This is a genomic window from Clostridioides sp. GD02367 (assembly GCF_045900275.1).
GTDB classification, from domain to species: domain Bacteria; phylum Bacillota; class Clostridia; order Peptostreptococcales; family Peptostreptococcaceae; genus Clostridioides; species Clostridioides difficile_A.
On sequence record NZ_JBJODK010000022.1, the window covers coordinates 1 to 24,900 of the forward strand.

Genomic DNA, 24,900 nt, shown 5'->3' on the forward strand with positions numbered 1-24,900 from the left:
AAGTGTGCGTAGCTATTTTTTAATCAAGCTGTTCAATTGCTCTAGTATTTCCAATTAATCCATCTACCATGAAAGCCAAATGCATCATAAGCCCAATTACTTTGTCATATTTTTTTTCTACATTAAATATCAAAAATAGCTCATCAGACACAGATTTTATATCCTTAAATATTCTATTATAATTAGAATTTTTTAAAGATGTTCTTAGTCCTTCAACTACATCATCATAACCAATACTTATCTTTATAATATTTTTTAATTTATTTATATTTTCATCTTTATCTATATCTTTTTTGCTGACATAGTCAATCCCTTTAACATTAATTCTTTGTTCATTGATTAATGCTACAACATTACTACTTTCTTTTAGTTTTGCAATATTTAAACTTAAATCTTTTTCTGTTTTATATGGTACAGATATAATATCTATTCCATCTAAATACCTATTCATTTTTTCTTCTAGTATTTTTCTTGTCTTGTTATCTACACCTTCTGAAACATGCGATGCTATAATAATTGTTTTAGATAAGTTTTCTTTATTTTGAATTTCATTAGCTCCAAAATAGTACTTTCTTGTATTGACAATAGAATTATATACATCATTTAATGATAGCCCCATGTTAGCTTTTTGAACTGCTTCTAACACAGTTAATGTGGTCACCATAGGAACTACTCTTACATCACACTTTTTTTCATTTTTTATAATTTCATCAAAAGAATTTAATGAGCCCATATCTGTAAATAGTAGTATATCTTTATTGTCTATGTTATTAATCAATCTTTTAAAATCTATAATTACTCTTTCATAACTTTTATCCAACTTCATATCAAATGAAATAGCATTACATTCTCCAATAATATCACTAACTGCTTTCACCATACTACTTGCTGTAGTTTCCCCATGCATTGTAACTATGATATTAAAGTTATTCATTATTTTATTTTGCTCATCTTGTTTAGCTTGTACTATAAATAATGTAATATATGCTACAGTTTCTATAGATAAAAATAAATCAAATTCATTCTCAATTATTCCAACTATTTTCAAGGCTGTCCTAAATTCACTTCTATTATTTCTTCTAATTTGATTTAAGTCTATATTGTTTGTAGAATTATTTTTATCTAATACATTTTTTATGTATATTGCCATTGACCTAAATATTGATTCATTTATATTTATTTCTTCATCTTCCTTAATAATTTGTCTTATTACTTTACACATATTTTTAAACTTAACATCATTAAATAATGAGTTATCTGCTATATTCATTTCTACAGACTCATTAAGATTGGAACTTACTGTATTAATAATGTTCATATTATAGTTAATAATTTCTTCTTCCCCAAATGGTGTAAATAAAAAGAATTCTATTCCATGTGTTATAACTTCATCTGCTTTAATAGACTTATCTCTATAATCATCATTCACTTCATTTATCGACTTATCAAAGTATTTTTTCTCTATATAAATTGGTTCTTTATTGTTTATTTTATATCTTAAGTATCCATTTGCAACAGCTAACTTTATATCATTTTGAAGTTGACCTACATTATTTTTACAATCATAAAGTAGTAATGATTTAATTATTTCCCTATGTACTTTTATAGAAATAGAAATACTTTTTGATTCTTGCTTAAAAAAGTTTTTAACTAATTCCATTCTTTCAATCATGGTTCTATTTCTCAATGAAGGTATTTCTATTTTCATAGGTATTCTTCTATTAAATGTATCTAACAGTGTTGATGTTGGATTTTCTGTAGTAGCACATATTATTAATACCTCAGACTCTCTTTCCTTAGTCGCATCTCCTAACCTTTTAAATGTTCCCTTATCTATAAAAGTAAACAACATCTCTTGACCTTCTGCTGGTAATCTATGAATTTCATCTAAAAATAATATCCCTCCATTTGCAATTTCTAAAAGTCCCTTTCTTGAAGATTCTGCTCCTGTGTAAGCACCTTGTTCCACTCCAAAAACATGTCCCATAAGTAATTGTGGGTTATTTGCATAATCTGCACAGTTAAATGTTATAAAGGGTGCTTTATCTTCTCTAATTCCACTATCTATAGAATAATCATACATGTACCTAGCAATCATACTTTTTCCTACTCCTGTTTCTCCATAGATAATGGTATGGAGTCCATTTGTAGGATAGAGCATTGCAACTTTACATTTTTCTATTATAGGTCTTAAACTTTGCGTTTTACCTATTAAGGTTTCAAAACTATCTTTTTTTATTTTAGTTTCTATTTTTATTTCTTTTTCTATATCAAGCAACTCTTCTTCATTAATACTAACATTTGCAGGAACATAATATACTGGTTTTCCTTTTATCTTTGTAACCATACCTTCATTGAACAATTGGTTCAAATATGTACTTATATTGTTTCTTGCAATTCCAGTTTTTTCTGATAATCGATTAGCTGTAATTCCTTTCCCATTTTCCCTATATAATGCTTTTAAAACTTCCATTACTTTATCTTTCTTATATATCATTACAACCTCCCCCCACATTTGTAATCTCTTATTAATCTATTCTTAAATTTTATTTTATCTTATGAATAATATATTTTTGTTGTTTTTAATTTTATTATATTTGAAAAACGGGAATAAAAAAACCTATTTTTGGAATGGTTCTAAAATTTATCCAAAAACAGGCTTTTAATTCACAGTTAAAACAACTAGTCATTACTTAGAGTGACTTTATACTAAACAACTTTTAAATTTTCTTGATATTTATTTATCTCTGATTTAGAAGAATATACAAAATGACCATCTGAAACTTCAATCCAACTCAATGACTTCTCATTTAAACAGTCACATACATTAGAATTATACTCTACTCTATTTCTTGACTTAGCATATTTAGGGTCAGGAATAGGAATCGCAGAAAGTAAAGATTTTGTATATGGATGAATAGGATTATTATATAATTCATTTGAACTTGCTAATTCCACTAATTTTCCATTATACATAACTCCTATACGGTCACTAATATGTCTAACCATAGATAAATCATGAGCTATAAATAAACAAGTTAAATTCTTTTCTTGTTGTAATTTCTTAAATAAATTTACAATTTGCGCTTGTATAGATACATCTAAAGAAGCTATAGGTTCATCAGCTATTATAAATTCTGGGTCTACTGAAAGAGCTCGTGCTATGCCAATACGCTGTCTTTGCCCACCTGAAAAATCAGAAGGATACTTATTTGCATAACTTCTATCAAGTCCAACTAGATTTAACATCTCATATACTTTACTCATTCTCTCTGTTTTATTTTTACAGACACCTTGAATTTTTAGTGGTTCTGAAATTATATCTGCAATTGTCATACGTGGATTTAATGATGAAGTAGAATCTTGAAAAATAATCTGCATGCTTTTATTTACATCTTTTTTTATAAATTTATACGTTTTTTTATCTGAGATACAATTTCCTTTGTAAATTACTTCTCCACCAGTAGATTCATGTAATCTTATTATAGTTTTACCAGTTGTTGATTTTCCTGAACCTGACTCTCCTACTAATCCAAATATCTCGCCTTTATATATATCAAAACTTATATCATCAACAGCTTTTACAGTAGTACTTTTATCCAAATGAAAATATTGTTTTAAGTTTTTTATTTCTAGTATTTTTTCTCTATTCATTAGAAATCACCCTTCCACAATTTACTCTAACTGGTATATCTACTTTAGGTGCATCTGGATGCAATAACCAAGTTGCTGCACTATGTGTATCATTAATTTTAAACATTGGTGGTTCTTTTTCATAATCTATTTTAAGAGCATTTTTATTCCTTACTGCAAATGCATCTCCTTTTGGAGGATTCAATAAGTTTGGGGGCATTCCAGGTATATTATATAAATAATCATCCTGTGAATCTAAAGTAGGTAATGAGCCTAACAAGCCCCAAGTATATGGATGCCTAGGGTCATAAAATATATCTTCTACTGTTCCAATTTCTACAATCTTTCCTGCATACATGACTGCTATTCTATTAGCTATAGTTGCAACTACACCTAAATCATGAGTTATAAATATTATTGATAGACCTATCTTATCTTGTAAATCTTTTATTAGGTCAATTATTTGAGCTTGTATAGTTACATCTAGAGCTGTTGTAGGTTCATCAGCAATCAATACTTCTGGATTACAAGCAAGTGCTATAGCTATTACTATACGTTGTCTCATTCCACCAGAAAAATGATGTGGAAATTGTTTAAATCTTTTTTCTGGATTATCTATTCCAACCAATTCAATAAGTTCCAAAGCCTTTTTTTTAGCCTCACTTTTACTTATACCTTGATGAATCACTATAGTTTCTGATATTTGCTTTCCTATTGATATAGTTGGATTAAGAGATGTCATAGGGTCTTGAAATATCATTGATATATTCTTCCCTCTGATAGACTCCATCTCTTTTTCAGAGTTTTTAACCAAGTCATTTGATTTAAGTAAAATCTCTCCATTTTTAATATATCCATTATATGGGAGTATCCTCATCAAACTCTTACATAATACTGATTTCCCACAACCAGATTCTCCAACTATAGCAAGTGTTTCACCTTTTTTTAGATTAAAAGATACATTTCTTACAGCCTGCACTTCTCCTTCTTCTACTTTAAAACTTACAGATAGATTATTAACCTCCAATAAATGTTCCAAAAACCATCAACCCCTATGCTATTCAAACCCTAGGGATGTATTTATATCCCTAAGGTTTCTAATTAATTTAAATATTATTCAATTGTCCAATCAGCTATGTTCCAGAATATACCTACACCATGATGACCTAGAACTGTATCAGGTGTTAGCCCTTTGATATTTGGTTTTCCAACATAGATTGCATCTATGTAAGCAATAAATGTATAAGGCATATCTTTAGTCATTTCTTCTTGGAATTGTTTATATAATTTTAATTTTTCATCTTTATTTTCTGTTTCTCTTGCTTTTTGAAGTATTTTATCTATGGCAGGATTAGAGTAAGCACTGTAATTTGCACCTTTATCTGTTCCAAACACTTTATATGTGTGGTCATCTGGGTCAAATGGACTTCCCCAACCGATTAAATGAGCATCTTGATTAGCCCAATCTGTTTCAGTTACAACCACAGCTTTAGCATCCACACCTATTTCTTTTAACTGTTGTGCACATATTTTAGCCATATCAACTCTAACTTGGTCACTCTCACCTGCTGTTATTTCAAAAGCTAGTTTAGTACCTTCTTTTTCATAAATTCCATCAGAACCTAACTTCCATCCTAGCTTTTCAATTTCTTGTTTAGCTTTTTCTGGATTATATTCAAACTTTTCTATATCAGGGTTGTTATATGGTCCCATTTGTAAAGGTGAATACGCTGGCACACCATGCCCTAATAACACACTATCAACTATTGCTTTTCTATCTATTGCATAACTTAAAGCATTTGGTAATCCTTTAGTTTTTTCATCTTTAAAGAACTTAGAGTTAAAATTGTACAATATACCTCTATAGTCTGCTGTTTTCATTATATTTACTTTAAAGTTCTTTTCATCTTTTTCAAAGTTAGACATGTCTTTAGGAGTTACTTGAGCTAAGTCTAATTCTCCTGATTTCAATTGCATTGCTTTAGCCTTATCATCTGGAACGATTTTAAATACTACTTTATCTAAACCTGGCTCTTTTACAAAATAATCACTATTTTTAACAAGTGTTATACTTTGACCTTTATCCCATTTTTCAAGTTTAAATGGTCCAGTTCCTATTGGTTTTTGATTAAATTCATCAGTAGTTATATCTTTACCTTCTAATGCATGTTTTGGTAATATTCCTACTGTCAAATAATCAAGCATTGCTGTATTTGGAGCTTTTAAAGTAATTTTTATAGTAGTATCATTAACTACATCAATTTTTGTTATATCTTCATAATTTGATGCTATTTCAGAAGCATTGTCTGGCTTCATTATAGTTTCTATTGTAAACTTAACATCATTTGCTGTAAATTTCTCTCCATCATGCCACTTAACATCATCTCTTAAATTAAAAGTATATGTATTTGTTGCCTCATCAAATTTCCAGTCCTTTGCTAGACAAGGAACTACTTTATTGTTTTCATCATGAGCTGTTAATCCATTAAATATTAATGAATTTATTTCTCCATGTTCATATAGTGCAGGATTTATACTTGTATAGTCATTACTTCCATAAACAAGTACCTTTCCACCTTTAGATGTATCTGCTTTTTTATCTTTGTCTCCTCCACTAGAACAACCTGCCATTAGACTAAGTATCATTACTAAACTTAAAACTTTTAACTTCTTTAATTTCATGATGCTCCCCCTTTTGCTTTTTATAAAGTATTTTTCAAAGCTTTGACCCCATTTATTTAAATAGATATTTCAAATACCTCAGTATTTGTTTATTTAGTGCTCAAATGCTGATTTATAAATTACTAGATTTTTTATTATTATTTTTTCTTACATAATTCCCTATATTAGTTATACACACTAATGTAGTAACCAAAAATATACCTGGAATAAGTATAATCCACCATCTATTTGAAAGTAGTGCTTCTTCTGATAAAGATAACATACTTCCCCAAGAAACAATTTCTATTGGAAGACCTATACCTAAAAAACTAAGTGTTGATTCAGTCCCAATAGCTGCACCTATGTTTGTTACAACCATAAACATTATTGATGCTACAAAGTTTGGAAGTAAGTGCTGTTTTAATGTATAGAAGAATCCTCCTCCCATACTTTTAGCTGCTAGTATATATTCGCTATTTCTTATTTGTCTAACCTCTGTTCTTACAATCTTAGATATATTCATCCAGCTCGTTATACCTATTACTATAGACATAGATATTGGATTTGAGTTTCCAAGTATAGCCTGTACAAATATTATGATTAATATTGAAGGTATACTAAGTATAATCTCTGTAAATCTCATCATTGCATCATCTACAAGTTCGGACGCTAAACCACTTAGACTGCCATAAATAATTCCTATAGCAGTTGATATTATGGTAGAAAACAATCCTATAAATAAAGATATTTTTCCTCCATACCATATCATAGAATATATATCTCTACCCATTGAGTCTGTTCCAAATAAAAAAGTTTTATTTGGAGCTAAGTTAGAGCTTACTAAATCCATGTATGTTGGTTCATGTGTCATTATGAAAGATGAAAATACACTTCCAATAACTATAATTGACAAAATTATAATTGATATATATGGTAATTCTTTAATTTTTTCAAATAAGGTTTTCCTTTTTTCTATATGTTCATCTTCTTCTACTAAAATATAATTTTCTCCTACAATTTCAAAATCACTACATTGTGGCTTCATTAGCATCACCTCTATCATATTTCATTCTAGGGTCTATTTTATTGTTTATAATTTGAGCTAACATATTACCAAATACTACTAAAGCCCCTGTTATTAGACATAAAACTAATAACATATTATAATCATGATACTTTGCACTTTCAAAACAAAGAGTTCCTAACCCTGGGTAAGAAAAAACTTTTTCAACTACATAAGTTCCTCCCAATATGTGAGGTATTGAAATGGCCATTATACTGATATACGATGGCATTATATTTCTCAGGCAATGCTTAAAAACAATGGTTCTATTATTTAAACCTTTTGCCTTACATAACAGTACATAATCTTCTCTTATTTCTTCTAGCAATTTATTTCTTATCATATATGTGTAATACCATAAATGACTTAATATAAGTACTGTAAGAGGTAAGATTAGATGTGATACCCTACTTAATATGTTGCTTTCTTCTCCCATTGCATAGGCACCACTGCTTGGAAGTACACTTAAGTTTATACTAAATATAAGTATAAGTACTAAAGCAACCCAAAATGATGGAATACAGTTTGTTATTGTTCCTAGCTTACATATAATTCTATCAATGAGCTTATCTTCATGTAGTGTACAAAATATTCCTAACAATAAGGCTAGCACAAAGGTAAGTATATACCCTGAACCACCTAATATTATGGTATTTATATAGACATCATTTATAACAGAAGTAACATTTTGTTTATATTTAAATGAAATTCCAAATTCTCCTTTTGACGCATCCGAAATCCATTTTATATATTGGCTATATATTGGTTCATCCAAACCAAGTTTTTTCATAGCATTTTCTTTTTCCTGAATGCTCATTCTTTCTACACCATCTCCATAGTAAGAGATTAATGGGTCTCCTGGAGCAAGTCTTGCCATGTAAAAAACAACAAAAGATAATAAAAACATTACTAAAATAAACTGCAACAACTTTTTAAGTATATCCTTTAACAAACCCCTATTCCCCCTTTGTTTCAATAAAAAAAACCACATAAAAGTAAACGTCAAGTAACGTTAAAACCTTCGTGGTTCTATTATCATTAAACAAATTAAATTTTCAATATTTATCTATGAATTAATTTTAGCATCATTTATTAACTGTGTAAACAAACTTTTTAAAAATTGTTAAAATTTCATCAAATTGTTTTATTTATACCTAAAATAAAATTTTTATGTTCTATTTTCTAGCGTTTATTATAAAATCATAAATTTTTAGGTTGACTATATTGATAAATTATATTATATTAGTTTCTATGCAAACCATTTAAGAGGTGATTTTATTGAAAACTAATTATGATTGTTTTAGAATAGCTATGCTTTTAAAAGAACTCTATTCTAAAACTATGTACACAGTAGAAGAAAATTTTAAAGAAAATGGATTAACACATCAACAGATTATAGTTATAAAGCTAATAGCTCATAATCAAGAACTTACAATATCACAATTATGTGATGAAATGTCTCTAGCTAAAGGTACAGTTTCAGGTATAATCAGCAGACTAGAACATATTGGCTATATAGAAAAATTCAAAAAATCTGAGGATAAAAGAAATACATATGTTAAGTTCACGAAGACAGGGCTTGAATTTGCAACAAACTTTAAAACTAAAATGCAAGAAAGTTTTAATGATATATTTAAAAACTGTGATGAACAAGAATTAAATGACTTAGTAAAAAATCTTAGAAATATATTAACAAAGATAAAGGAGAGATAATTATGAATTCTAAATTAATACTTGCAATAGTATTTATAACATCAGCATTAATTTTCTACACTATAGGTGTATTTGGAGAAAGAAAGGCTAAAATTTTAAAGAAGAAACATGTAATCATATTTTGGCTTGGTTTGATATTTGATACATTAGGAACCTTTACCATGAGTAACATAGCTAATAGTAACACATTCTATGTAAAATCCGCTTTATCTCAAAGCCTTCATAGTATAACAGGTCTTCTTGCAATCGTGCTTATGCTTTTTCATGCAGGTTGGGCTACTTTTGTTCTATACAAAGATGATGAAGAAAAGAAAAAATTCTTCCACAAGTTTAGTATAGTCGTGTGGGCTATATGGTTAATTCCATACTTTATAGGTATGTTTATTGGCATGGCTGGATAATGGATGTATAATAGAATATTAAAAAAAAGTGTGTAAGAAATTAAATATATACTTACACACTTTTTATACATCACTTTTTAAATTGATTTATGTACACTTATATATAAAATCTATTTATTAAACACCTAATACTTGAGTTACTCCTGGAACTTCACTAACTAAAACATTTTCAATAATAGCTTTTATTGTCATAGTTGCTCCTGGACATCCACTACATGCACCTTGTAGTTTAACTAAAACTACTCCATTTTCATTTACATCTATAAGCTCTACATCCCCACCATCTCTTTGTAATACTGGTTTTATCTTTTCTTCAAGTACTTTTTCAATTTTTTCTCTCATAATTATTCCCCCCAGAAATATTTTATTATCAAGATTATACCAATGGTTTAAATTTTTGTCCATCCAATGATTTATCAAATTCTATTTTTGCTTCATCAATAATTTCAGTATTCATAAATACATCATAAGCACTACAAGCCAACACTTTAGCTGAATTTATCATAGCAGAAAATCCCATACTTGAACCTGCTGATGAACATGACTGCCATGTATGACTTGCAATTCCAACAGGCCATGCTGCCATTGCAAACTGAGCCACTGGTATAACATAACTTACATCTCCAACATCAGTAGAACCTGCTAGCCCTTTATCTTTATCTCCATCAGCTATCTTCTGATGTATATAACTATCTACAATAGATTTATCATTTTGGAATGATGTTGCTACACCTAGTCTTTCCTCTCTAGTAAGAGTATCACATAATTTTTTCGCAAATTCTTCTTCTTCAGGAGTAGCTTTAGGACAACCAACAAAAACCATATTATTGTAAACTAAATCAGTCAGACATTGATTTGGTATATAATCATATATTCCATCTGTAACTGTATACTCCATTTCAGTTTCTGTCATCATAGCTGCTCCTTGTGCCACTTTTACTAATCTATCAAGAACATGCTCTGCATCCTTTGCTTTTTTACCTCTAATAAAATACCAGCTTTCCGCAAAACCAGGAACTACATTAGGTCTTCCACCACCATTAGTTATAACATAGTGCATTCTTATAGAGTCAATCACATGCTCTCTCAAATAATTTGCTCCAACATTCATAATTTCAACAGCATCAAGTGCACTTCTACCATTATGTGGAGCTTGTGCTGCATGTGCTGTTATTCCTTTAAACTTGAATTTAATAGATAAGTTTGCTAGACTTCCACCTCGCCAAGGTGCATTTATATCAAAAGGATGCCATGTAAATGCACAATCTACATCATCAAAACATCCATTTACACACATGAAAGTCTTTCCTCCCCCTTCTTCTTCAGCAGGACAACCAAAATATTTTATTGTTCCATTAAACTTATTTTCTTCTATTAATTTTTTTACAGAAACAACAGCTCCTACCCCTGCTACACCTAATAGATTATGACCACATCCATGACCTGCTTCACCTTCTACCAATGGATTTCTTTCTGTACTTACAGATTGTGATAACTCTGGTAAAGCATCATATTCTCCAAGTATTCCAATCACTGGCTTACCTTTTCCAAAACTCGCTATAAATCCAGTAGGTAAATTTTCTACTTCTTCAATTTCAAACCCCTTTGATTTTAGGTATTCTTTTTGAATGTTACTTGCATACTTTTCTTCAAAAGCTAGTTCTGGATTTTCCCATATTTTTTTAGACAAATCTATTAGCTCTTCTCTTATTTCTTCAATGTTATTTATGATATACTCTTTCATAATTCCCTCCAGATATATGTATTTTGATATACTTTACAGATTATATTATATACTAACATTCTATTTATTCATAATTTTTTGTTAATTAATTTGTTTCATATATTCTTCTATAGAATGTATCTTCCCTTCATTTTGTTTCTTCATAAAAACAATATATTCAATCTTCCATGATGTAGTTTCAGATTTCTTACTTACTAAAAACTCTAATAAATTGATTTCTTTCATTCTCATATCTTCATAAAATACAACACTACCCAATATTGCCAATTCCAATTCGCTTAATTCTGAAAATAGCATTAAATACTCTTCTTCAAATAAGCATTCAGCTTCTAGGATATCAATAAAATCTTTTTTTGCATTAATATTTTCCTTTATTATCTTTATTTTTTCAACTATAGATGTACTATCTAATATTTTATTGAATACCTCTCTAAATGATTCATCATCTAATTTACTTTCATCATCAATAATATAATTCTCTAAAGACTCATTTTTACTACTACTTACAGTTATCATACCTTTAAAAATATCATCCCTTATTGACCCCAGCACAGATTCAATAAATATATTTTCATATCTTTTAATATATCTTATCATTACTTCATCTTCTATGTTTAATCTTTTTATCAGCACTTCAATTGCTTTCATAAGTAATGATGTTATCTTTTTATTTTTCCTAATTTCTCTATTAATTTCTTCAAAATCATTATAATTTAAATTATTATCCACCTGAATCAATTCAATTATATTATTTTCTTCATAATCTATAACTTCATCTTCAACATTATTATTGTACATGCTTTTAAATTGTCTTTCTAAAAACTCATATTCATATTCTGAAATCTCTAAATTAGTTGGTTCATTGCCTAAAATCGTAGAAAAAATACAATTGTTTATAATAAGTTCAAATAAATTTATAAGTATAACATCACAATCTATTTTATAAGTCACTCCATAATCATAAAATAATTTTTCTCTATCTTTCTTCTTAAATAAATTACAAAACCTATTTTCTATGTCTATACTCTCGATATAATTCTTTACATAATAGATACCTTGAACATCCATATCGTCTAATGCTAATGGATAATCTATACTCACTGGAACGTCATGAGCTTCAAATTTTATAACATAATTTTTAAAGAAACTTGATAATTCTACCAAAGTATCATTATAGGCTATTGAGTTGGTATCTAACTTTCTATTTATCATTAATTCATAAAAACTCTCTAACTCAATTAAATCATTTTCTAATATTTTAATACCTTCTAGATACATGTTTTTTATATTTTTAGCAGTCAGCTCTACAACTCTCTTTTCTAAATTTTCTAGCTTATTTATATATGCATCAATAGCATACCATAATGAAATCAACAACTTTTCGGCAACTTCTGTCCTTACTGATGTACTTTGACCATTTGTATATTTTTTAATTAAATCTATGAGTATTAGAGATATTTCTTGCTGTATGCTATATACTTCTCTTTCGTCTATTAATTTACAATCTAGACATTCCTTAAGCAAAGATATTGAATATTGATTTTTTATTAAATTTTTTTCATTTATATTAATATTGCTTAGATTATTTGACATAGCTACTCTCTCCTATCATAGATTAAACTTCTCCAAACTTAAACTTTTTTGCGAATTCATCTGCTTCTCCTCTTACATTATCTAGATTTCCTGAAAATTTTTCATAAAGTTCATCTAGTAGTTCTATAATTTCATTATCACATATCTTATCATCAGTTTCATTTTTTAAATAATAAAAAATTTCTTGCATATCATTAATAGTTTCTAAATAATCGTTTATATTTGTAAACTGTGATTTGTATATGTTTTCTATCAATTGTTTTGTAGTTTTTATATCTAACTCTATTCTGCCATATCCCTTTAAAGTATAATTTCTTGAAGTTATTATATCTTTTACATCAGATTCTGAAAGTGCTAAACCATACGCCTTAGATTCTTCATTAGTTTCAAGCAATTCATTCCTTTCTATCTCTTTTAAGCCTTGGTGCATAGAACTCAAAATAATAGGTGATATCATTTAAAATTCTCCTTTTTTTATTTTTCTATTGACTTTTTCGTGTTTTTATGTTATATTTAAATTAGTATAAATTATTTCATTCACTACTTATAATAGTATTATTATAAGTAGTTTTTGTCAATTCAAAATTAACATCTCAATCAAATTTTTCAAAAAAAATACCATCACTCAGATATATAATTTTCTATAACTACCTTTTTACATTTATTTATAATTAAACTCTAAGCAATGATATCTTTATTAATTTATTTATCTTTTTTAGCTCTACTTCTACTTTTCTTTACATTTGAACAATTTCTACAAGAAGGTGAACAATATTGAGATTTGGAATTTGTAGGAATATAAATTTTACCACAATACTTACATTTATTTAAAGAAGGAGGCTCACTTGTAATTGCGAACGCATATATAGTCTCAATTGCAGTCTTCAAAGAATCAAATTCCCACACAATAGTTGGTTTATCCAATTGACTTATGGAAAAACCTATCTTTTGAGGATTAAACCCTCCAGACATGATAGTAACACTTTCAGTTAATAGATTGGATGTGTTTTTATATACACAAACTTGATTAAAGTGTCTACACATATCCTTAGCAAAACTTACAATCCAGTCTAATTGTTCAGTATAAAACTTTGAAAATACTAAATCTAAAATTAATGGTCTCTTTCCAAAAAACTTAGGTGACTCTTCTCTTTTTGATACATCTATACCTCTTCTGTATTTCTTAAAATACACATCATCATCACTTGCAAATGGTATAAACATATTTACATATTCATCAGTACTCAATATATTATCCTTTGTAATATAATTCTTTTCAATCATTAGTACTCTTTCTTCTCCAACTATGTCTCTATTATATACACTTGAATAAATTAAGCCCAATAATCCATATTTCTTTACAAATTCAAGTACTTCTTTTTTTAATCTCATTTCTTTTGTCTCTTTTGGTATGTCTTGCAATGCTTCTTGTCCTATACAAATTATGTCTACTATTATGTCATCTGCGACATCAAATGGATTATACATAGTAAATACAGCATCTTCAGTTGGAACTATATATAATTCATCTTCTTCAGTAATTTTATATTCATAATCACTATATTTAATCCAGTCACTTGCAAAATTTCCTATTAATTCTATTTTTTTATTCATAATAGGTATGCCTCCTCTCAATGTAATATTTAATTATAATTTACTATTACATTCTAAGTTTATTCTATAATTTTTACTATGTCAACTATTCTTTTATATTTATATAATATAAAATATATACTAAACTTATCAGGCTAAAATACCTTGTTTATATCAATTAACTCATAATTAAATTTATAAAAACTATTTACATCTGAAATCAATCTCTTTATAATTAATATGTAATATATTTTTATATTTACATATTACAAACAAATTATGAAAAGAGGAATCTAAAATATGGATAGAAAACGTGAATTAAAACAACTATATAAAGAAATGAAATTTGACACTGGAGTATTTATAATAAAAAGCAATATTACCAAGAAGATTTACCTAGGAAAGAGCAATGACATAAAAAGCAAATTTAACTCCCTCAAATTTCAGCTTAGTGCTGGGTCCTGTATGATAAAAGATTTAAATAACGATTGGAAAAAACATGGAGAAAAAGCTTTTACATTCGAAATCTTAGAACTTATAAAACATGATGATAATAAAACTGAAAAAGACTACTTAGAAGAACTAGATATTTTAGAGATGGTTTGGTTGGAAAAGTTAAAAGAAGATAATTCTTATGAAATTTATTCTATATAAAAACTATGTAATATAAGTAAAGAAACGCATTTCTTTTAAACAAAATGCGTTTCTTAAATACCCTATACCACTATAAATAATATACTAATTTTGTAATATATATTCACTTTACTGATAACATTATATTACTTTTTTACAGCATTCAGACACTGCTCTATAATATTCTTATCACTTATACCTATTGCTGTTACTTTATTAGCTCCCTTTAATACACTCTTATCACTTTTATTTGAAACCAATACAACAGGAACATTTTTTGCAAGTGGTGATGCAACTAGTGTATAAACCAAATCATCTCCACTTGTTACATAAAATTCTTTTGCTCCATTATAGAACTTTTCAATTACATTTTTATTAGTTTGATATCTATCAACACCACCAATTCTAGTTGCTCTATATCTATTCACTATGTAATTGCTTAATGTAGACTCTCCCCCAATAGCATACACTGGAACAGGAGAAACACCAAATAATGGGTCTAAATCTGTATCTTCTTCTGCTGAAGCTATATCTTTTGTCAATATTATAGGAGAACCATCTCTATACGCAACAGATGCAACATTCACTGCATCAGCTTCATCTTTAAATCCATTTACTAAAAACATCTTATCACTACTCTTGATTTTTTCTATTTCACCTGCAATTTTATAACTTGTATCTACTCTATCTACTCCATCAATTCTTATAACTTGCATTCTTCTCATAAGTAACATTTTTTCTACATCTTTACTTATAGTATTCTCTCCACCTATTACATATATCTTAGTAACTCTATTTAATCTTTGCAATGTTGCCTCTGGTATATCATTCTTGTTAGTTAATAAAATGGCTGCATTGTTTACTCCTGCAAGACCGCTAGCAGCGATACCATCTACCATCGTAGAATCAGAGTTAATTAAAACTGCTGTTGTAAAATCTTGCTTATCTGAAATAAGCCCAGCTGTCTCATATTTATCTACCCCTTGAATATTTTCAATCTTATCTAGCGCATTTATTGATACTGGAAAACTAGCACTTAACAATAATGCTGAAATACCTAACGCTAATATCTTTTTACTAAACCTCATAAATTACCTCCCTAAAACAAATATAGTTAGTACTAGTATAATATAAAATCACCTAAAAATAGTGTAAAAATAGTTACATTTTTTATAAATTAAATAGTATTAAATCAAACACATTTCATCCATTAAAATAACTTCATTCATCCTATATACTAAACCATCCCAAGTTTTTTTCGACATATCTATAGATGTCCTCTCATTTGAGTCATTTAACAAAGATTGTATTTTAGTATCTATAGAATTATACAGATTATTCTCAAATATATACAACTCTTCCTCTTTTGGTATACCTTCATTCTGCATAAAAGGTAGAGGAACATACTCTATCTTTCCAGAGTTATTAATCTCGCTTCCAATCCATTCTTTAACACCAAGAATATCAGTAGTAATCACATCTGTACCACAAGATAAAGCTTCTAAAACAACAACTGGTAATCCTTCATAAAACGATGGCAACACAAATATCTGTGACCTATTAAATAGTTCAGCTAAGTCTATCTGCTCCAATTTTCCTAGAAAATTCATCTTGAATGGAGACTTGCTTGCAAGTTTAACTATCTCATTATATGATTCGATATCACTTCCAGTACCTGCAAAATTAACTTCTATTAAATCTTCATGATATTTTAATTTAGATATCGCTTTTATAAATGGAATTAGTCCCTTTGATTTGCATATCTTACCTGCAAATACTATTTTTATTTTATCATCTTTTCTTTTATAGTGTTTGTTATAAAATATATCATCATTATAACCACTACCAATTACAACTACTTTACTTTCACTTATGCCAAAAGTCCTTATAATATCATATTTTTGATTTTCATGAAGAGCAAATATTAAGTCCAGTTTCCTAATATTTGATATTATATATTCTTTTTCTAAATCAATAGTATTTAGTTGTCGTAAACAGGTCCCATGACAGATAGACATTACTTTTATATCTTTTACAATCTCTCTAACAAATGCAGTTAAGAGATATAAATGGTGGCATATTATAATATCTGGCTTAAAATCATTCATAACCCTATCTATATTCACTTTAAATTGATGTTTTAATCTGTTTATCATGTCTATATTTAAATCTCTATATCTTGTACTTTCATATGGCATGGAGTCACTCATGCCTACAACAGGAAAATTTAATTCTCCGCAATTATACTTTACTGGATAAAAGCTTACATCATCTGGAAAACAATTTACATCATCATTCACATCTACCCCTGCAATTACAGCTTGCCTGTAACCTACCTTTTCAAAACCTTTTATCATGCCAGATAAGTATATACCACTACCTGTGCTATTTGGTTTTTGTGTTATTATATGAAGAATTTTCATTTTTTATCTACCTCCCTTCTAAAATTAAATAGTTTCATAAAGTTTAATCATTATATATATCTAAATATAAGCAAGACGAATCATCTTTTACTTTAAATCGTGGAACTTTAACTGCTTTATAATCGTTATCCTCAAAATCTCTTACCTTATTGTGTATATATCCTATACCAAATTTTTCTGCTATACGTATTAATTCTTCTTCTTTTATGAGATTATATCTATCACATGCACTTGTAAAACCATCACTTGTCAACATCAATTGAAAATCTTTTTTTATTTCAAGGTATCCATATATAGAATTTTTTACAGCTTCCTCATCAAAATCCAATATCCAATATCCATCTTTTGTATTTTTCTTCAATCGATTGCTTACTATTGTATCCATAACACTAGCTTTAATCTCATCAAATGTCATTTCTTCCAAGTTAGGAAGTTTACTCATCTCATCAAATACGATATTATCAAACTTACAAATACTTCTATCCTTTATAACTTTTGAATCACCATTTTTAATGAACAATGCACAATCTCCTAATAAAAAATACTCTACCTTATTTTCATGGAATTTTACGATAGCTATAGAACTCGATGGCAAATCTAATTTTTCTACCTTTATCCCATTTAATCTTAGCTCATACTCTTTTTTTACCTCTATTATTCCACTATTAACAATACTCTTTAATGATTCTTCTCTGCTTATGTTTTTATATAGGTACCTATTCCACCACTGAACATACCATCTCGCATCACTTTCATTCGATATTAAGTTTTTTCCATTAAGTCCTGTAGCACCATCTAAAACCCATGCACCAAATGGATTTATGCCAACCACATCTTCATTAAATTTAGCTGTTCCTTGACTACATAATAGGCTATAGTCTCTTATATTTAAAGCCATATCAACCTCCAAATTGAATATCTAAAAATAAAGTTCTATTTAAAATTATACAGTAAATAAAAAAATCTACAACAAAACTTGTTGTAGATTTTAATTTAATCTATATTTGCTTTATATTTTAATGATGGAATAATCTATTTTTAGTAAAAGCCATAACTATATTATATTTATTACAAGTTAATATAACATTGTCATCACGAATAGAACCACCAGGCTGTGCTATAAAGCTTACTCCACTTCTTTTTGCTCTTTCTATATTATCTCCAAATGGGAAAAATGCATCTGAACCAAGTGCTACTCCTGTTAAAGTTTTAAGCCATGCTCTTTTTCCTTCTCCAGTTAAAGGCTCTGGCTTTTCTTCAAATAAAGTTTGCCATATACCATCAGCAAGCACATCCATATAATCATCAGAAAGATATACATCGATAGTATTGTCTCTATCTGGACGACCTATGTCCTTTTTAAATTTTAAATTTAATACTTTAGGATGTTGACGAAGATACCAAATATCAGCTTTATTACCCGCAAGTCTAGTACAATGAATACGTGATTGTTGACCTGCGCCTACCCCTATTACTTGTCCATCTTTAGCATAACAAACAGAATTTGATTGTGTATATTTAAGTGTTATTAAAGCTATAATTAAATCACGTTTTGCACTATCTGTAAAAATTTTGTTATCAGTTGGAATGTCTTTTAATAGGTCTTCATTTATTAATATTTCGTTTCTACCTTGTTCAAAAGTAATTCCATAAACATCCTTTGTCTCAATAGGCTCAGGAGTATAATTTTCATCTATTTTTACAATATTATAGTTTCCTTTACGTTTTCCTTTTAATATCTCAAGAGCTTCATCTGTATACCCTGGAGCTATAACACCATCAGAAACTTCTCTTGCTATAATAGTTGCAGTTTCTTTATCACATATATCTGAAAGTGCTATAAAATCACCATAAGAAGACATTCTATCTGCTCCTCTTGCCATTGCATAAGCACAAGCTAATGGAGAAAGCTCTAAATCATCAACAAAATATATTTGCTTTAAAGTATCTGATAAAGGTACTCCTACTGCTGCACCTGCTGGACTAACATGTTTAAATGAAGTTGCTGCTGGAAGACCTGTAGCTTCTTTTAATTCCTTTACAAGTTGCCAACTATTAAATGCATCTAAAAAGTTTATGTATCCAGGCTTCCCATTTAACACTTCTATAGGAAGTTCTCCATTTTTCATATAAATCTTTGATGGTTTTTGATTTGGATTACAGCCATACTTTAGTTCTAGTTCTCTTGCCATATACTCATCCCTCTCTATAATAAATTAATCATAAATTTGATTAATTACATATTAATTAAATTATTCGTACTAATAAAATTATATGGCATATTTATCCATTAATCAACTATATTTTTTAAAACACCTATCCCTTCGACTTTACATTCAACTACATCACCATGTTTTAGATATACTTGAGGATTCATTCCCATAGCTACACCAGCTGGAGTCCCAGTTGAAATTATATCTCCTGGTTTTAAAGTCATACCTCTTGATAAGTCACTTATTACAGTAGGTATATCAAATATAAAGTATTCTGTATTAGAATTTTGTCTTACTTCTCCATTTACTACACTGCTTATATCCAATTTTAAAGGATGTTCAAATTCTTCTTTATGTACTATGCAAGGTCCCATAGATGTATGTGTATCTAAACTTTTACCTCTAAACCATTGAACATGTTTATCTTGAAGTGCTCTTTCACTTATATCATTCACTATTGTATATCCAAATATATATTCATAGGCATCTTCTTTTGATATGTTTATACCCTCTTTGCCTATAATTACTGCAAGTTCTGATTCATAATCCAACTTTTCAACCAAATCTCCATGTAAGCTTATCTTATCATCCACTCCAATTATTTTATCTGCTCTCTTAGAAAAATAAATTGGATAATCTGGCATAACTACATTTTTTATAACTCCATCTGGGATTTCGTTGACATGGTCTCTATAGTTAAGACCTAGACATATTATATCTTTTTTAGGGCTTACAATTGGAGAACATAATTTCACCTCTTCTAATTTATAACACTTAACATTTTCAAATGAATTCTTCTTTATTGTTTCTAACTCTTCTGTAGATACATTTTCAATAAAATCATTCATATCCATATAGATTCTACTTAACCCTAAACTATTTATTTCATATATACTATTTGTTTCTGAATTAAATACACCTATTTTTTCTTCATTACTACTACAAAAAGTCACAAATTTCATTTTTATTCCTCCATTCAATAAGTTGATTAATATTATTTAATTTTTATCAGTTTATATAAATTGTAATAGATAATATTTATATGTCAATATATATTTATGTATTTTAAAAATATTCAAATAATTTCATGAGATTTATTAAATATTTTTACACAATTTCTCTATAAAAGATAAATAAAATAAGGTTGATTTAAAATTAATTTTAAATCAACCTTATAAAACATCCACTCTATTTAATTAAATTATCTGTCTAATAAATATAGCAAATAGACTTCTCAATAGTACACAAAGACCTACATCTTTGAATCTTGATTTAACAATCCCAAGTATAATACCAAAAACGGTACCTATCATAATTTTTGAGATAATTACTTCAAATGTATAACTAGAATTATTATACAAAATTATATAATTTCTTATAACATCCATATATCCTATATTATAAATCCCTGACAATATAGATGTTATACATATAATTTTACTCTTTGACTTTATAAAATTACTTAGATAGTTCCACAGATACTCTCTAAAAAACAACTCTTCAAATACAGGAACTATCAATACAGACAAAATCATCATAGTTATGTTAAAGAATAAATAGCCTTCTCTGCAATAGGTTGATACTATTGCTAAAGACAAAACTACTATAAAAAATATTAGCTTAAATTTTTTAATAAGTAGATTATTTTTATTTTCTTTAAAAGCTTCTGTGATTTTTCTATTTCTTATTTTGTTATACAAAGAATTATCATTTAAAAATAGAATTAATGATAAGCCAACTAATGTAAAAGAAATTAAGTTTATAATATTAAAATTTTCAAGAGTAAATTCAAATTGACTTAGAAGTACATAATTCAAAATCATCCTCAATATTTGAACTATAAACATCAATAAAATAGAATCTATTATACATTTTTTATAACTATACTTCATCCCAATTTAAATCACCCCATGTATATGCTAATCGTAAAGTCCATTTAATACTCTACTTACAGTTGCTTTACTCCAACTTGTTTCATTTGAAATTTCTTTATAACTTAAGCCATCTCTTCTTAAATTCTTTATATTATTTATATCATCATCAGTAATTTGCTTTTCTTTTGGCTTAAGACTATTTTTGTAACTTCTTAGTCTATCCAATTCGGATTTTAAACTTTCTACCTCAAACTGTTTTTTTTGAAGTTTACTCTCATAAGAATCTCTCATTTCATTAAATTCTTTAATGTAGTTTACTTTCCAGTCCTCATCAATTTTTGTTTTAAATATACCCATATTTTAACCTCCTTAGATTTTGTTACTCAAGTTATGTATCGATTATAAACATTAATTTCTATATTTATCTCTAAAATCCTTGTACATAACCACTAGATAAGTTAGTAAAATTCAGATATATTTTTACAATTTTAAGTATATATTAACAATATCAAAAAATATAATGTCTTAATACAACACATTATACATTAAAACTTATTAAAATGAACCTTTTCATACTCCAAATCAGAGTCACTATATGCTTTCTTTTCTTCATCAGGGTATCCTATAGAAATTATACATTCTACACTGTACTTATCAGGTACTTTAAGTTCTTCTCTAATATACTTATCAGCTTCTATATCATCATCATGCATCCTGTTTCTAACTTGTACCCAACAAGAACCTAAACCTAATTCATGAGCTTGAAGTTGTATATACGACGCAGCAATACTTGCATCCTCTATCCAAACATCATTTTTTTCTTTATCCCCAATAATTACAATAGCTAGAGGTGCATTTTTTAAGAAAAATCCACCACCTTTAGTTCTGCATTGAGATAAGTTAATTAACTTCTCTTTATCATTTACCACTATAAATTCCCACGTTCTAAGACCTTTTGATGATGGTGCTAAAAGAGCAGCTTTTAATATTTTATCTAGTTTTTCTTTTTCTACCTCAATATTTTTATACTTTCTGATACTTCTTCTTCTCTTTAGAAGTTCTATCATCTAAACCATCCCTTTCATAATATCATACACTAAGTCTATATAACATGCCCATTGGCATTGAAAATATATCCTCTATTCCTTATTTGATAAATCCTTTTTATAATATTTTATCATAACAATAGAAAGATTTCTCCTTCCCTAAGAAACTCATTTCCCCAATTTTAATAAAGCCACACTTTGTAAGAAATGCATTCATTTTTGAATTTATTGAATATGTATCGCTTTTTAAATATGATACACTATTTTCCTCAGCTAATTTTTCTGCAAAGTCAACTAATTTAGATGCTATTCCTTTCTTTCTAAAGCTTGGATTTACGGCCATTCTATGTATTACCATAGCTTTTTTATTAGAAGACCAATTTAAATCTACATATTCCTCTGGCTCCTCATAGTTAAGACATATAAATCCAGCTACATCTCCATCTATTTCATCTACATATAAATCTTGTTTCTTAATATCTGAAACAAAGTCTTTATCTGATGGATAATTTTCATCCCATTGTGTATTATTATAATCTTTCATTTCTTCTACTGTTGCTTTTATAATTTTCATAATTTTTTCTAAATCATTCATATTAGCTTTTCTAATCATAAAAATATCTCCTTATATTAATTTGCTATCTCTTTACTTTAAACCATTCTTTTTCCACATTCTTGCTCATTTTTTCTAATACTTTAGTTGCCATTTGTTTTTCTTCTTCTGTAAAATTTTCAAAACACATCTCTATACTTCTATTTTCTTCTTCAATTATCAGCTCATAAACTTCTAAAGATTTATCAGTAGGAGTTAAATTATACCCTCTTTTGTCAAACTCATCCTGCTTTTTATCTACATATCCTGCTTTTATTAGTTTTTGTATTGCTTTGGTTGTTGTAGCCTTATCTACCTTCAACATATTCGATAATTCAACAAGGTTCATACCAGGATTTTCACAGATTCGTGTCAAAAATGTAAATTGTCCTTTTTGCAACTTTAATTCCTTGTACTTTATATCATTTATAGAATTTACAGCTCTAGATAAAGCCCCTACTTCTCTTAATATATTACTTTCTAAATGCTTAATCAAACACACCTCCAATAAATGTATTTATTTTTAGTTGAAAGTTCAACTTTATTTAAATATTACCATATATTGGTTGAAAGTTCAATTAAAAAAATAGATTTTTTAATATTATTATTTCTATTTATTAAATAATGACAAACTTAAAAGCTGTTAATCGTCTCTAAAACAATTAACAGCTCTCTTTTAATACACATTATATTTTTATTATAAACATCATCTATCCAATGTATTTACACACTTCATCTGCAAACTCTGTAGTTGTGGCTGAACCGCCTAAATCCACAGTTAATTTACTTCCATCAAGAAATACCTTTTCTAAAGCTGTTTCTATCTTTTGTGCACTTTCATACTCACCTAAGTATCTAAGCATCATTACTGATGATTGAATAAGCGCTGTTGGGTTAGCTTTATTTTGACCAGCTATTTGTGGAGCACTTCCATGAACAGCTTCAAATATAGCACAATCTTTACCAATATTTGCACTTGGAATTATACCTAGACCTCCAACAAGCCCAGCACCTAAATCAGATAGTATATCTCCATAAAGATTCGGCATTACCATTACATCATAATTTTCTGGATTCAAAACTAAGTTCATAGCTGCTGCATCTACAATCAAATCATCATACTCTACATCATGTTTTGATGCTACTTCTCTAAATACATCTAAGAACAATCCATCAGACATTTTCATTATATTTGCCTTATGTATAGCTGTAACTTTTTTTCTTTTATTATCTTTAACATAGTTACATGCGAAATCAACTATTCTTTCACTTGCACCTCTTGTTATTATCTTTATACTTTCAGCTGCGTAATCACCTATTTTATGCTCTATTCCAGCATACAAGTCTTCTGTATTTTCTCTTACAACTACTAAATCAACATCTTCATATCTTGATTTGATGCCTTTAAAACTTTTAATTGGTCTTAAATTAACATATAAATCTAATGCCTGTCTTAGAGTTACATTTACACTTCTAAATCCTTTCCCTACAGGAGTAGTGATTGGACCCTTTATAGCTATTTTGTTCTTTTTTATACTATCTATAATATATTCAGGAAGTGGAGTACCATATTCTTCAATAACTGCCTCTCCTGCATTAACTTCTTCCCATTCTATTTCTACCCCAGTAGCTTCTACTACCTTTTTCATAGCTTTCGCAACTTCTGGTCCTATTCCATCTCCTGGTATAAGTGTCACTTTATACATTAAATATTCCCT

At 28.1% G+C, this 24,900-nt stretch carries 25 protein-coding genes; 3 read left to right on the plus strand and 22 right to left on the minus strand.

What is annotated here, in order from left to right; genetic code table 11:
• Positions 1–19: 19 nt before the first annotated feature.
• From Q3223_RS19165 to Q3223_RS19190, 6 genes are all read right to left on the minus strand, one after another.
• A complete protein-coding gene (locus tag Q3223_RS19165) occupies positions 20–2,497 on the minus strand; it encodes a sigma 54-interacting transcriptional regulator (RefSeq protein WP_407812406.1) in 2,478 nt (825 codons plus the stop codon).
• Between the two features lie 212 nt (positions 2,498–2,709).
• Complete coding sequence (locus Q3223_RS19170) at positions 2,710–3,654, minus strand: ABC transporter ATP-binding protein (RefSeq protein ID WP_223153314.1); 945 nt, start codon at positions 3,652–3,654, stop codon at positions 2,710–2,712.
• Positions 3,647–4,672: an ABC transporter ATP-binding protein gene (locus tag Q3223_RS19175; RefSeq protein ID WP_231301027.1), complete on the minus strand. Its 1,026-nt coding sequence runs from the start codon at positions 4,670–4,672 to the stop codon at positions 3,647–3,649. The genes Q3223_RS19170 and Q3223_RS19175 overlap by 8 nt, the downstream gene beginning before the upstream one ends.
• Positions 4,673–4,746: 74 nt before the next feature.
• A complete protein-coding gene (locus Q3223_RS19180) occupies positions 4,747–6,315 on the minus strand; it encodes an ABC transporter substrate-binding protein (protein ID WP_231301026.1) in 1,569 nt (522 codons plus the stop codon).
• 112 nt (positions 6,316–6,427) lie between these two features.
• On the minus strand, positions 6,428–7,339 hold the full coding sequence (locus tag Q3223_RS19185) for an ABC transporter permease (RefSeq protein WP_054269473.1): 912 nt from the start codon (positions 7,337–7,339) through the stop codon (positions 6,428–6,430).
• Positions 7,323–8,309, minus strand: a complete 987-nt coding sequence (locus Q3223_RS19190) for an ABC transporter permease (RefSeq protein WP_235701986.1) — start codon at positions 8,307–8,309, stop codon at positions 7,323–7,325. The genes Q3223_RS19185 and Q3223_RS19190 overlap by 17 nt, the downstream gene beginning before the upstream one ends.
• A gap of 317 nt (positions 8,310–8,626) precedes the next feature.
• Here Q3223_RS19190 and Q3223_RS19195 point away from each other — a divergent pair, with 317 nt between their 5' ends.
• Positions 8,627–9,070, plus strand: coding sequence for a MarR family winged helix-turn-helix transcriptional regulator (locus tag Q3223_RS19195; RefSeq protein WP_407812408.1), 444 nt, complete (start codon positions 8,627–8,629; stop codon positions 9,068–9,070).
• A gap of 2 nt (positions 9,071–9,072) precedes the next feature.
• Positions 9,073–9,471 (plus strand): HsmA family protein, encoded by a 399-nt coding sequence (locus tag Q3223_RS19200; RefSeq protein WP_054269471.1) that lies wholly within the window; start codon positions 9,073–9,075, stop codon positions 9,469–9,471.
• A gap of 117 nt (positions 9,472–9,588) precedes the next feature.
• Here the strand turns inward: Q3223_RS19200 and Q3223_RS19205 are convergent, their stop codons facing one another.
• The 5 genes from Q3223_RS19205 to Q3223_RS19225 all read right to left on the minus strand — a co-directional run bounded on the left by Q3223_RS19205 (position 9,589) and on the right by Q3223_RS19225 (position 14,422).
• Positions 9,589–9,813, minus strand: a complete 225-nt coding sequence (locus Q3223_RS19205; protein ID WP_054269470.1) for a NifU family protein — start codon at positions 9,811–9,813, stop codon at positions 9,589–9,591.
• A 34-nt stretch (positions 9,814–9,847) separates the two neighbouring features.
• Positions 9,848–11,215, minus strand: coding sequence for a M20 family metallopeptidase (locus tag Q3223_RS19210; protein ID WP_407812409.1), 1,368 nt, complete (start codon positions 11,213–11,215; stop codon positions 9,848–9,850).
• Between the two features lie 81 nt (positions 11,216–11,296).
• Complete coding sequence (locus Q3223_RS19215; RefSeq protein WP_407812411.1) at positions 11,297–12,808, minus strand: DUF6179 domain-containing protein; 1,512 nt, start codon at positions 12,806–12,808, stop codon at positions 11,297–11,299.
• 22 nt (positions 12,809–12,830) lie between these two features.
• Complete coding sequence (locus Q3223_RS19220; RefSeq protein ID WP_054269467.1) at positions 12,831–13,265, minus strand: DUF6323 family protein; 435 nt, start codon at positions 13,263–13,265, stop codon at positions 12,831–12,833.
• Positions 13,266–13,510: 245 nt separating this feature from the next.
• Positions 13,511–14,422, minus strand: a complete 912-nt coding sequence (locus Q3223_RS19225; RefSeq protein WP_407812412.1) for a CGNR zinc finger domain-containing protein — start codon at positions 14,420–14,422, stop codon at positions 13,511–13,513.
• Positions 14,423–14,701: 279 nt separating this feature from the next.
• Between Q3223_RS19225 and Q3223_RS19230 the strand changes: the two genes are divergently transcribed.
• Positions 14,702–15,055, plus strand: a complete 354-nt coding sequence (locus Q3223_RS19230) for a GIY-YIG nuclease family protein (protein WP_074179215.1) — start codon at positions 14,702–14,704, stop codon at positions 15,053–15,055.
• Positions 15,056–15,180: 125 nt separating this feature from the next.
• On the opposite strand, the gene Q3223_RS19235 is transcribed toward Q3223_RS19230, so the two are convergent.
• The 11 genes from Q3223_RS19235 to Q3223_RS19285 all read right to left on the minus strand — a co-directional run bounded on the left by Q3223_RS19235 (position 15,181) and on the right by Q3223_RS19285 (position 24,888).
• Positions 15,181–16,122 carry a cell wall-binding repeat-containing protein gene (locus tag Q3223_RS19235; RefSeq protein WP_407812414.1) on the minus strand — a complete coding sequence of 314 codons (942 nt, stop codon included), beginning with the start codon at positions 16,120–16,122 and terminating at the stop codon, positions 15,181–15,183.
• Positions 16,123–16,221: 99 nt separating this feature from the next.
• A complete protein-coding gene (locus tag Q3223_RS19240) occupies positions 16,222–17,457 on the minus strand; it encodes a glycosyltransferase family 4 protein (RefSeq protein WP_054269463.1) in 1,236 nt (411 codons plus the stop codon).
• A gap of 43 nt (positions 17,458–17,500) precedes the next feature.
• Positions 17,501–18,355, minus strand: coding sequence for a hypothetical protein (locus tag Q3223_RS19245; protein ID WP_054269462.1), 855 nt, complete (start codon positions 18,353–18,355; stop codon positions 17,501–17,503).
• 118 nt (positions 18,356–18,473) lie between these two features.
• Positions 18,474–19,649, minus strand: coding sequence for a phosphoribosylaminoimidazolecarboxamide formyltransferase (locus Q3223_RS19250; RefSeq protein WP_054269461.1), 1,176 nt, complete (start codon positions 19,647–19,649; stop codon positions 18,474–18,476).
• A gap of 98 nt (positions 19,650–19,747) precedes the next feature.
• A complete protein-coding gene (locus tag Q3223_RS19255) occupies positions 19,748–20,632 on the minus strand; it encodes a fumarylacetoacetate hydrolase family protein (RefSeq protein WP_054269460.1) in 885 nt (294 codons plus the stop codon).
• A gap of 234 nt (positions 20,633–20,866) precedes the next feature.
• Positions 20,867–21,562: a CPBP family intramembrane glutamic endopeptidase gene (locus tag Q3223_RS19260; RefSeq protein ID WP_054269459.1), complete on the minus strand. Its 696-nt coding sequence runs from the start codon at positions 21,560–21,562 to the stop codon at positions 20,867–20,869.
• 27 nt (positions 21,563–21,589) lie between these two features.
• Positions 21,590–21,901 (minus strand): helix-turn-helix domain-containing protein, encoded by a 312-nt coding sequence (locus Q3223_RS19265; protein WP_054269458.1) that lies wholly within the window; start codon positions 21,899–21,901, stop codon positions 21,590–21,592.
• 188 nt (positions 21,902–22,089) lie between these two features.
• Positions 22,090–22,611, minus strand: a complete 522-nt coding sequence (locus tag Q3223_RS19270) for a nitroreductase family protein (RefSeq protein ID WP_223153307.1) — start codon at positions 22,609–22,611, stop codon at positions 22,090–22,092.
• Between the two features lie 97 nt (positions 22,612–22,708).
• Complete coding sequence (locus Q3223_RS19275; RefSeq protein ID WP_054269456.1) at positions 22,709–23,203, minus strand: GNAT family N-acetyltransferase; 495 nt, start codon at positions 23,201–23,203, stop codon at positions 22,709–22,711.
• A 25-nt stretch (positions 23,204–23,228) separates the two neighbouring features.
• Positions 23,229–23,678: a MarR family winged helix-turn-helix transcriptional regulator gene (locus tag Q3223_RS19280; protein ID WP_074179212.1), complete on the minus strand. Its 450-nt coding sequence runs from the start codon at positions 23,676–23,678 to the stop codon at positions 23,229–23,231.
• 214 nt (positions 23,679–23,892) lie between these two features.
• The gene (locus tag Q3223_RS19285) at positions 23,893–24,888 is read right to left on the minus strand and encodes an isocitrate/isopropylmalate dehydrogenase family protein (protein WP_407812419.1); all 996 of its coding nucleotides are present in this window, start codon (positions 24,886–24,888) and stop codon (positions 23,893–23,895) included.
• Positions 24,889–24,900: the final 12 nt, after the last annotated feature.